The organism is Sphingobium lactosutens DS20, assembly GCF_000445105.1.
GTDB lineage: Bacteria > Pseudomonadota > Alphaproteobacteria > Sphingomonadales > Sphingomonadaceae > Sphingobium > Sphingobium lactosutens.
Genome location: NZ_ATDP01000068.1, coordinates 18,729 through 27,897, shown reverse-complemented (window position 1 = coordinate 27,897; position 9,169 = coordinate 18,729). Strand labels below are relative to the sequence as shown.

The 9,169-nt window shown below is 63.2% G+C and carries 11 protein-coding genes and 1 pseudogene; 7 read left to right on the top strand and 5 right to left on the bottom strand.

The annotated features are described in order from the left end of the window. Nucleotides 1-185: 185 nt before the first annotated feature. The 4 genes and pseudogenes from RLDS_RS32675 (at nucleotide 186) to RLDS_RS32665 (ending at nucleotide 4,270) form a co-directional block, all read left to right on the top strand. Nucleotides 186-1,052, top strand: a complete 867-nt coding sequence (locus RLDS_RS32675; protein ID WP_006953933.1) for a recombinase family protein — start codon at nucleotides 186-188, stop codon at nucleotides 1,050-1,052. Beyond that, entirely contained in the window at nucleotides 943-1,389 is a 447-nt protein-coding gene (locus tag RLDS_RS57260; RefSeq protein WP_330217083.1) for a GNAT family N-acetyltransferase, read from the top strand. Before RLDS_RS32675 ends, RLDS_RS57260 begins: the two co-directional genes overlap by 110 nt. 61 nt (nucleotides 1,390-1,450) lie before the next feature. Beyond that, nucleotides 1,451-2,755 (top strand): annotated as a pseudogene (locus RLDS_RS32670) (Tn3 family transposase); the annotation flags it as partial. Between the two features lie 603 nt (nucleotides 2,756-3,358). After that, nucleotides 3,359-4,270 carry a replication initiation protein gene (locus RLDS_RS32665; protein ID WP_015063480.1) on the top strand — a complete coding sequence of 304 codons (912 nt, stop codon included), beginning with the start codon at nucleotides 3,359-3,361 and terminating at the stop codon, nucleotides 4,268-4,270. 71 nt (nucleotides 4,271-4,341) lie between these two features. Here the strand turns inward: RLDS_RS32665 and RLDS_RS32660 are convergent, their stop codons facing one another. The 3 genes from RLDS_RS32660 to RLDS_RS32650 all read right to left on the bottom strand — a co-directional run bounded on the left by RLDS_RS32660 (nucleotide 4,342) and on the right by RLDS_RS32650 (nucleotide 5,985). After that, a complete protein-coding gene (locus RLDS_RS32660) occupies nucleotides 4,342-4,608 on the bottom strand; it encodes a hypothetical protein (RefSeq protein ID WP_020817760.1) in 267 nt (88 codons plus the stop codon). Between the two features lie 25 nt (nucleotides 4,609-4,633). Beyond that, nucleotides 4,634-5,269 carry an AAA family ATPase gene (locus RLDS_RS32655; protein WP_015063478.1) on the bottom strand — a complete coding sequence of 212 codons (636 nt, stop codon included), beginning with the start codon at nucleotides 5,267-5,269 and terminating at the stop codon, nucleotides 4,634-4,636. A gap of 80 nt (nucleotides 5,270-5,349) precedes the next feature. Continuing rightward, a complete protein-coding gene (locus RLDS_RS32650; RefSeq protein ID WP_020817759.1) occupies nucleotides 5,350-5,985 on the bottom strand; it encodes a transcription elongation protein SprT in 636 nt (211 codons plus the stop codon). A gap of 502 nt (nucleotides 5,986-6,487) precedes the next feature. Between RLDS_RS32650 and RLDS_RS32645 the strand changes: the two genes are divergently transcribed. The 3 genes from RLDS_RS32645 to RLDS_RS32635 are packed head-to-tail and all read left to right on the top strand — an operon-like array spanning nucleotide 6,488 to nucleotide 7,815. Beyond that, nucleotides 6,488-6,907 (top strand): putative toxin-antitoxin system toxin component, PIN family, encoded by a 420-nt coding sequence (locus RLDS_RS32645; RefSeq protein ID WP_020817758.1) that lies wholly within the window; start codon nucleotides 6,488-6,490, stop codon nucleotides 6,905-6,907. A gap of 2 nt (nucleotides 6,908-6,909) precedes the next feature. After that, nucleotides 6,910-7,188, top strand: coding sequence for a toxin-antitoxin system HicB family antitoxin (locus RLDS_RS32640; RefSeq protein ID WP_020817757.1), 279 nt, complete (start codon nucleotides 6,910-6,912; stop codon nucleotides 7,186-7,188). A gap of 6 nt (nucleotides 7,189-7,194) precedes the next feature. After that, nucleotides 7,195-7,815, top strand: a complete 621-nt coding sequence (locus tag RLDS_RS32635; protein WP_015063474.1) for a histidine phosphatase family protein — start codon at nucleotides 7,195-7,197, stop codon at nucleotides 7,813-7,815. On the opposite strand, the gene RLDS_RS32630 is transcribed toward RLDS_RS32635, so the two are convergent. After that, on the bottom strand, nucleotides 7,812-8,780 hold the full coding sequence (locus RLDS_RS32630) for a tyrosine-type recombinase/integrase (RefSeq protein ID WP_020817756.1): 969 nt from the start codon (nucleotides 8,778-8,780) through the stop codon (nucleotides 7,812-7,814). The genes RLDS_RS32635 and RLDS_RS32630 overlap by 4 nt on opposite strands. Then, complete coding sequence (locus RLDS_RS32625; RefSeq protein WP_015063472.1) at nucleotides 8,777-9,148, bottom strand: hypothetical protein; 372 nt, start codon at nucleotides 9,146-9,148, stop codon at nucleotides 8,777-8,779. Before RLDS_RS32625 ends, RLDS_RS32630 begins: the two co-directional genes overlap by 4 nt. Between the last annotated feature and the right edge of the window lie 21 nt (nucleotides 9,149-9,169).

The window sequence follows — 9,169 nt, the reverse complement described above, 5'->3', positions numbered from 1 at the left end:
CGACCTGAACGACCGGATTGATTTTGGACGGCTTGCAGCGTGAGGCGGCTGATCGGCCTATAACATTTGGGTACACCCCAGAGTGATAGGGCCGAGTGACACCATTCGTCTGTCACAAAAGGGTGGGTTTGCGCTCAATGTGACGATACACTGCAAGAGCCACCCTAATGTGACGGATTTTGCACTTGGCTCGTATCGGATATGCCCGCGTCAGCACCACGGACCAGGATCTGGATATCCAGATTGGCCGCCTCAAGAATGCAGGTTGCGAAATTATCCGTTCCGAGACCGGATCGGGGGCCTCGCGGAGCGGGCGCACGGAACTGGAAACGATCATGCAGTTTATGCACACCGGCGACGAGCTGGTCGTGCTGCGGCTCGACCGGCTCGGCCGCTCCACGCGCGATGTCCTGAACCTGGTGCATGAGCTTGATGAAAAGGGAGCTTCGCTGCGCATCCTTGAGCCAGAGGTGACGACGGCGGGCGACATGGGGCGAATGGTCATCACCATACTCGGCATGGTCGCCGATATGGAGCTGAAGTTCATCAAGGATCGTCAGCGCGCCGGGATCGAAGCGGCGCGCGCCGAAGGCGTTTACAAAGGCCGGAAGAAGAACGTCGATGACGATGAAATCCGCCGTCGCCTTGCCGCCGGCGCCAGCAAGGCCCGCGTTGCCCGCGACCTGAAGGTCTCACGAATGACCGTCTATCGGGCGCTCGACATTATTCCGTCACAGACCAAACTGCCGGAAAAGCCGCCCACTGCCAGCATCGCCCTGCATCTGATTATCGAGAACTTCAACAAGCGTGGAAGAGGTAGAAAACCCGCTCGGGAGCGGATTGAGGCGATGCTGGAACGCGACTACGCCATGGTAAAAAACGGCAATTGTGATTACAAACTGACCGTCGCCTATGACCCCGATCCGGATGGCATTTCCCTTGATGAGGAAATCCAAAGCCTCCTCTCCGAGATGTTCAACATCGCAGAGAGCTACAATTGCTCCATGGAAGCCGATATCTACGAGGTCGGTGGTCAGCAACGGTCCTGGTAGAATCAATCAAGCGTTCAGTGTTCGTTCTTCAACCTGGCCAAAATCGCAGCTTCGGGCCGACTGGGCCGGCTTCATGATCGTAGATGCCGCACAGCGTGGTCGTGGCGTCGGACGCTCAATTTACTCGACGGTCGAAAGCTGGGCCGCTGCGAGAGGTGCCATAGAGATTCGGTTGGCCGTGCTGGAAGCGAATGAAGCGGCAGAGCGATTTTGGCGTTCTCTCGGCTTCATTGAGTATCGGCGCGTTGGGCCAGACACCTTCAAAATGCGTAGCCATCGCCGGATAGAACTGAGCCGTCGCCTTTCTGGCGCGACCGTAGAAGGCAGCAACAAGTAAGATCTCGCGCCGGCTATCTGGGCGAGCTTGGCGTAGGATTCCGCCCCCTCCCGCAAACGCCCCCCTGAAGGCGGCAACACCGCCCGCCACCGAGATTGCCCGTCGCGCCGCCTATGATCGACTGCCGCGCGTGAAGATCACCGATCTTCTGCTGGAGGTCGATGCCTGGACCGGGTTCAGCGAATGCTTCATCCATCGTCGTTCGGGCCGGGAAGCCGACGATCGCAATGCGCTGCTCACGGTCATCCTCGCCGATGGCATCAATCTCGGCCTCACACGCATGGCGGAAACCTGCCGGGGCGCAAGTCTGCGTCAGCTCGCCCATCTTCACGACTGGCACATCAGCGAAGCCGCCTATGGCGAAGCGTTGGGAAGGCTGATCGACGCCCATCGCGCCATGCCGCTCGCCGCGCTGTGGGGAGACGGCACCACTTCGTCGAGCGACGGACAGCAATTTCATGCCGGGGGCCGTGGGGCCGCGATCGGCGACATCAACGCGCGCAGCGGCAACGAACCAGGCGTTGCCTTCTACACCCATGTCTCGGATCGATATGACCCCTTCGCAAGTCGGGTGATCGCGGCGACCGCTGGCGAAGCGCCCTATGTGCTGGATGGCTTGCTGTATCACCAGACCGGCCTGACGATCGAGGAGCACTACACCGATACGGGCGGGGCATCGGACCATGTGTTCGGCCTCATGCCCTTCTTCGGCTACCGCTTCGCGCCGCGCCTGCGCGACATCAAGGAGCGTCGTTTACACCTCCTTCCCGGCCAAGAATCCGGCCCCTTGCTTCCCGGCATGACGGCCGAACCGATCGCATTGGGTCATGTCGCGGCGCATTGGGACGAACTGCTGCGGTTCGCCACGTCGATCCGCACCGGCACCGTCACTGCTTCGGCAATGCTGCGCCGCTTGTCCGCCTATCCGCGACAGAACGGACTGGCCCTCGCACTACGCGAGCTGGGCCGCCTCGAACGCTCCATTTTCATGCTCGACTGGCTGCGCGACATCGACCTGCGCCGGCGCACCCAGGCGGGCCTCAACAAAGGCGAAGCCCGCAACGCGCTCGCCCGCGCGCTCTTCTTCAACCAGCTCGGCGAACTGCGCGATCGTCGGTTCGAGAACCAGACCTATCGCGCCTCCGGCCTCAACCTGCTCGTCGCCGCCATCATCTTGTGGAACACTCGCTATCTCGAAATGGCGCTGGCGGACATCGGCACAGCCGACGAAATCGCACGCCACATCGCGCCATTGGGCTGGGAGCATATCTCGCTGACCGGTGACTATAGCTGGAATGTTGAAGATCAACCCGATCCGGACGCCTTGCGACCGCTGCGCGCCGTCAACTCCCTACTTGCCGCGTGACGTTCGCTATCCGTTCGCCCTTTCCGTGCAGATACGTCACTTTCGTGTAGTCACCCCGTGGAGCTGGGCGCGGTGCTGGAAGGTTGGGCGCTACGGTGCGACTAATCTCCCTTTATAATTAAAAGCGTGCCGGCGAAGCCGGCTCATCATGGGGGATGCCGGGTGGGAGGATGGCTTTAGCCATCCGGGGCGGCCGAAGGCCGCGAGCCGGCGGGGGCGAAGCCCCCAAGAGGCGGCGCTTTTCTTCTTCTTCAGCAGCGGCGCGGGATAGCGTGGCGAGTTATCCACAGACGAACCTACCCCAAAGCTCACCGTTCGCGTTCTGATTCAAAGATTCTTCTTAGATTCAAGATTCAGGGTGCCTCAAACCCGCAGAAAACCTAGAGAAATGGCCTCGAAAAGTGAGTGTTGGGGTCGAGTCGCGTGAGTTTTCGGGTAGCCTTCGGTGAGCTTTGGGGTCGGTAAAGGTGAGTGTTGGGGTCGAGTCCGGTGAGTGTTGGGGTATGGGCATTTTCATCGGTGAGTTTTGGGGTATCCCCTCCCTATGGTCGAACGGCGAGCTTTAAGAATTGCCTAGCTCACTTTAATTGCTAAGGTGAGCGCATGAATCATGCAACCTCACCTGTAAATGGCGGAAAGGCAAAGGTTGCCCTGGACGGCGACACCGCTCTGACCCTCGCGCAAAAGGGACGCGGCAATCCCTTTGATCCCGCCAATTATGGAGAAATTGTCAAACCCGGCGAGCTGGTCGATATTGTCGAGCTGTCCCCCCTCACCCTCGCCGATCGGCGAATCTATAACCTGCTGATCGCCAACGCCTGGGAGCGGATCGGCGAGCCGGTCATCCACCGCATCCCGAAAAGCGCGCTCAAAGGCACGCACCAGGGCAATGAGCGCATAGAAAGCTCGCTGCTGCGCCTGATGGGCACCATCGCGATCGTCACGATCCGCAAGGGCGGCAAGAGCTTTAAGCGCCGCGTCCAGCTTCTCGGCCCCAGCGATGAAAGCCTCGAAAAAGACGGGTTCCTGCATTACCGCATCCCCGAAGAACTGATTGAGATTTTGCGTAACAGCGAGGTCTATGCCCGCCTCAAGACGCAAGTGATGTATTGTTTCGAGTCGAAATACGCGCTCTGCCTCTATGAAATGATCGAGCGCCGTATCGGCCTCGAATACAAGCAAAGCGAGGAGTTCACTATCGCGGAGCTGCGCGGCCTGCTCAACGTGCCGGAAGGCAAGTTGGAACGCTTCGCCGATTTCAACAAATACTGCCTCAAGGTCGCTCAAGAGGAAATCAACAAGCTCTGCCCCTTCTGGGTCGAGTTCACCCCGATCAAGAAGGGCCGCAAGGTCGAGCGGGTTTCGATGATGTGGCTTCCCAAGACCATGAGCGGCCGTCGCGACGCGCAAAACCTGATCGACCAGCATAGCATTGTGCGGCGGGCGAAGCTGCGCGGAGACATACCCGAAATGCCGGTGCTGGTGGATTTCAGCGCGCCAGCGGCCCAAAGGTGAGGCCCTACCCCAAAACTCACTTTTCGCGCGCTGCGCCTGCCTAGCCTGCGACGCCCATCTCCTCGCCGGCCCTATCCCTCGCCAGCATCGAGCGCGCGGCTCACCGTGAACTGAATCCATGCGCTGCGGCTGATCCCGCGCCGCTTCGCCGCCGCATCGACCTTCGCCAGCAAAGCGCGATCGAACCGCAACATGACCGGCGACTTGCGCGGCCCGTCCTCGGCCGCCTCCGTGATCGCCGGCGCTGTCGGTTTCGCGGCACCGGCTATGAAGGCGTCGGCCGCGTCGTCGGTAACGGGCGGCTTGGGCTTGCTATTCGGTTTACGAGCGATAGCCATTTTCATTCACTCCGCTATCATTATGCTATACAAATACCGCACTGACCAATGCGGCCAGCTCGTCTATCGCCTTGGCGTCGCGCGGGGATTGCTCGACCACCGCCCTGCCCTCGGCCGCCGCGTTCGGGAACGCTTTGCGGCGCACGATCGACGTGGGCAGCACCTCGATCCCCTCAATATCGCCGATCATCTGCAAGGCCGCCTCATTGTCGCCGCCCTGCGGGTCCGCGCCGTTGAGGACCGCGACGGCGCGCAGCCCCTCGTTGATCTCGCGCGCCTCGGCCACCAGCGCCGCCACCTGGTCGAGCGCCCACACGTCAAAGCTGCGCGGCTGCACCGGCACCAGCAGCGTGTCGGCCACGGTGAGCGCGGCGCGCAGCGAGCCGGTATCGCGTCCGCCTACGTCGATGATGATGTCATCATATTTGGGGGCGAGCTGGCGGACCTGGCTGCGAAGAGCCGCGCCAGTGAGCGCGACGGCGGTATAGCCAGCCTCGCCAAGCCGCTCGGCGCGCAGCTCCGTGAAGGTAAGGGCGGTTCCCTGCTCGTCGCCGTCCACTAGCAGAAGGTCGCGGCCCGCAAGCGCGCGCGCGACCGCGAGGTTCACGGCGAGCGTGGTCTTGCCGACGCCGCCCTTGGTGTTTCCGACCGCCAATATCATTCCGCTCTCGCTCCGCTGGCAATGTGCGCGCTATATAGCAGCGTTTGTAATGCTAGGCGATATACATTTGATGGCGGCGATTATTCGCCGCCCTCCCCCTCGTCCTCGTCGTCCAGCGGTTCGTGCTCCATCTGGCCATGATCCTCGATCGGGCAAAGCGGCGCTCCGGCCAGCTCAAGCCACTTGCGCGCGGTCCTCACCGTATAGCCGCACGTCGCGCACTCACATTTGAGCATCCGGGTTTTCTGCTTCTTGGGAGCGGTGGATTCGCCGTCCGTATCGAGACGGGCATGGGGGAGGGGGCCAACGGCTTTTAGGATCGGCGCGATAGCGACAAGAAACGCCTCGCCCGGTGTCGTCGCCCGCATCGGCCCGACCAGGCCAAGGCCAAGGGCGACCCGTTTAAACGCCTTCCCATGCCCTGCCGGGATGCCCACGGCCGCGTGGACCAGTTCATGCGCGAGGATCGCCGCGATCTGCGCCGGCATGGCGTCGGCCGCGTGGGCGAGGTCGGGACGGATAAAGATTTCAAAATGCCCATCTGCACTAAGCCGGTTGTCCCAGCACTCGCCGATCGCCTTGCCCTTGCGGCCCGTGCTGGTGAAGCCGATCGCCACGCGGATATGCGCGGGCAGGGGGGCGTCCAGCGCCTCGAACAGCGGGGCCATGCCCGCCGCCACCGCATTGAGCCAGCTTTCCCGGTTGTCCTGCGTCATCGTTTTTACTCCCTTCAAATCGCCTGTCCGGCGATGGCCGTGCCATCGGCCGGAACACGGACGCCCAAGAACGACGACAGGAGAGGGGGGCAGCGGGAATCTGCGGGAGTGGTGCGGGCGGGCGCTTCGCGCCAACCCGGTCCCGCTGATTCCCGTTGCTGGGGAGAGGGGGACGGAACGCCCTCTCCCCACGCAAATAAACGACACGCCGGCGCACGCCGGCACGACAGGGCAGGGGCAAGGCCCCTGCCTCACGCGAGGATCGTCACGCTTATGCGCCAAGACCGCTTGCGGGCTTGGTCGGAGCGGTCACGCGGAGATAGAGCCGTGCCCGAAGGGTCGCGCCCGATATTGCCTTTTAATGTCCATATGACAGCGTAACGATAGCGTTATGATATACAGATGATTGATTTCTACTCGCCTTGTCGCCGGCTCATCGCTTCGCCAGTGGCGGACTAGAGCCATCTAGAAAAACATCCCATAGGATGTTATATTAAGCGCGATGCAAAGAGTCGTATTAGATACCTCGGTTATCGCCACGGCGCTGCGGAGCCAAACGGGAGCGAGCTTCGCCCTACTGCGCGCCGTCGAGTATGGCCGCTTGAAGATACTCGCCACGCCGTCGCTGTTCCTCGAATATGAGGACGTGCTGAAACGACCGGAGCAGCGGCAAGTGTCGGGGCTGACGTTGGAGGCCGTGGACGAACTGCTTGGCGAGCTGGCGGCGCTGATCGAGCCGGTGGAGGTGCATTTGCTGTGGCGGCCGCAACTACGCGACCCCGACGACGAAATGGTGTTGGAAGCGGCGATTAACGGGCGGGCCGATGCGCTTGTGACTTATAATATCCGCGATTTCCGGGGCGCAGCCCCGCGCTTCGGAATCCGGTTGATGCAGCCCGCCGATCTGTTGAAGGAGTTATGACAATGAGCAAGGCGACCTACCCGCTCAAGCTGCCAACCTCGATCAAGGCGGCAGCGGCGCGACTGGCAAAGGAAGATGGCGTTAGCCTCAATCAATGGATCGCAACGGCGGTCGCGCAGAAAATTGGCGCGGTCGAGACGGCGGCCGAGTTCTTCACGCGCCGCGCGAAGGGCCACACCGGCAGCGGCCTGGGCCGTATTCTCGACAAGGTGCCTAATCGGCCGCCCGAAGCCGGCGACGAATTGCCGGAAGGCTGGACGCTCGATCGCCTGCGCCAGTAATCCGGCATGAGGGCCATCTTCATCCGGCACGGCGAAAGCACCGGCAACGCCGGCGTGCCGTGTCACGATCTGGCGACGATCGAGCTGACGGAGCGCGGCCAGGAACAGGCCCGCGCGGTCGCGGCGAGCTGGACGGAAGCGCCCGCGCTTATCGTCACGTCGCCTTATACCCGCACCCGGCAGACGGCCGCGCCGACGATCGCGCGCTTTCCCGGCGTGCCGGTGGAGACGTGGCCGATCGAAGAATTTACCTATCTCCAACCCTCCCGATGGAACGGCACGCGCAGCGCCGAAAGGATGCCGCACCTCGAACGCTATTGGAGCGCGGCCGATCCTGATTATTGCGACGGGGAAGGGGCGGAGAGCTTCGGCACGCTGCTACGGCGCTGCGAGGCCGCGCTGGCGCGTCTCGCCGCCATGCCTGCTGACTCGCTGGCCTATGTGTTCGGGCATGGGCAATTCATCCAGGCCGCACGCGCAATCGTCGCCGACGCTCATATGGATGACCGGGCCAAGATGCGCGCGTTCTGGCGCAAGGGGGAGCCGCCCGCGATCGGCAACGCGCAGCGGGTGGGGTTTCATTGGCAGGGCGACCGCTGGGCCTGTGGGCCAGCGGTCGCCGCCTAGATCAACACCCGCTCCACCTCGTCCAGCGTCACGTCATCAGGCCGTCGATCGTAGAGCTGGGTGGTGCGCGTCGAGCTGTGGTTCGCCATCGTCGCGGCCGTCTCCAACGTGCCGCCATTCTTCAAATAGGTGGTGATCCCGGTCGCGCGGAAACTGTGATTGCCGATCGCCGTGCCGATCTCGGCCGCCGCCGCGCGCCGCCGCACCATCGCGAAGGCATTGGCTTGGGGCAGGGGGGTATCGCTTAGTCGCTTAGTGCCGCGCGCGATGGTGCGGAACAGCGGCCCTTTGCGGTCCTCGCGCAAACCGCACCCGTCGATATATTCGACCAGGTAATGCTCAAGATTGTGATGGCAGGGCATTTCATGGCGCTTGCCACCCTTTTCGTGCAGCCGCACCCATAGGCGGCGGTTCTGCACGAACACGTCCTCGACGCGCATGGAGAGCGCGGCACCAATCCGGGCGAAGCTATAGACCATGAGGCCGATCAGGGCGCGGTCGCGCAGGCCGGCATGGGTGGTCACGTCAATGCTGTCGAGCAACCGCCGCGCCTCGTCGGGGGCCAGCACCGGCGTCTTGCCGCGCCGCTGGCTATGCGCCGGTCCGCGCACCGATCCGGCGGGATTCACCGGCACGATATGGCCCGTCACCAGCCAGTCGAACAGGTGACGCACGCCGGCGAGCTGCTGTTTGACGCTGGGCGCGGCCAGCTCGCGCCCCAGCGCCTCGACCCAGGCCGCGACATGAAGCGGCTGCACGCCGGCGAGCGAGGCGACGCCGCGCGCCTCACACCAGGCGAGGAAGTCGCCCGCTGCGCGCGCATAAGCGCGCCGCGTGTGGGGGTTGCGGATGGTGACGGCGAAGAACTCAAGGAAGCGCCGCCGCGTGTCATCGTCGGCCGCCGCGATCAACGCCGGCAGCGCCGGCGACGATGCGGGCGAGGGCAGGGGGGCGAGCTGGTTCATCGCGCGATCTTCTCCCATCGTGCCGGATCGGGGCGAGGCTCGGCAAGCAAGCGATCGATTCTGGCGCAAGCCTCATCATGCGGAATCCCCGGCCTCGGATCGTCAATGCGGGCCTGCAATATCCGGCGCAGCAGCTCGTCCTGTAGGTCGCGGTGCGGCTCCATTTCGATGAAGTTCTGGACGATCAGGAACACCGCCTCGGAAGGGTCGGCGAACCTACCCCGCTCGATCTGCGCCAGCAGCCAATCGGCCATGCTGCCGGGTAGATACGCCTCGAAGCGCAAGCCGCCCGCGCGGGCCTGCTCGCGCAGCGCCTTGGCCTGGGCGCGCTCGGCGGGGTTGTCGTCGGGCAACTCGTCGTCGGTCATAGGACTCCCTTTTGGTCGTGG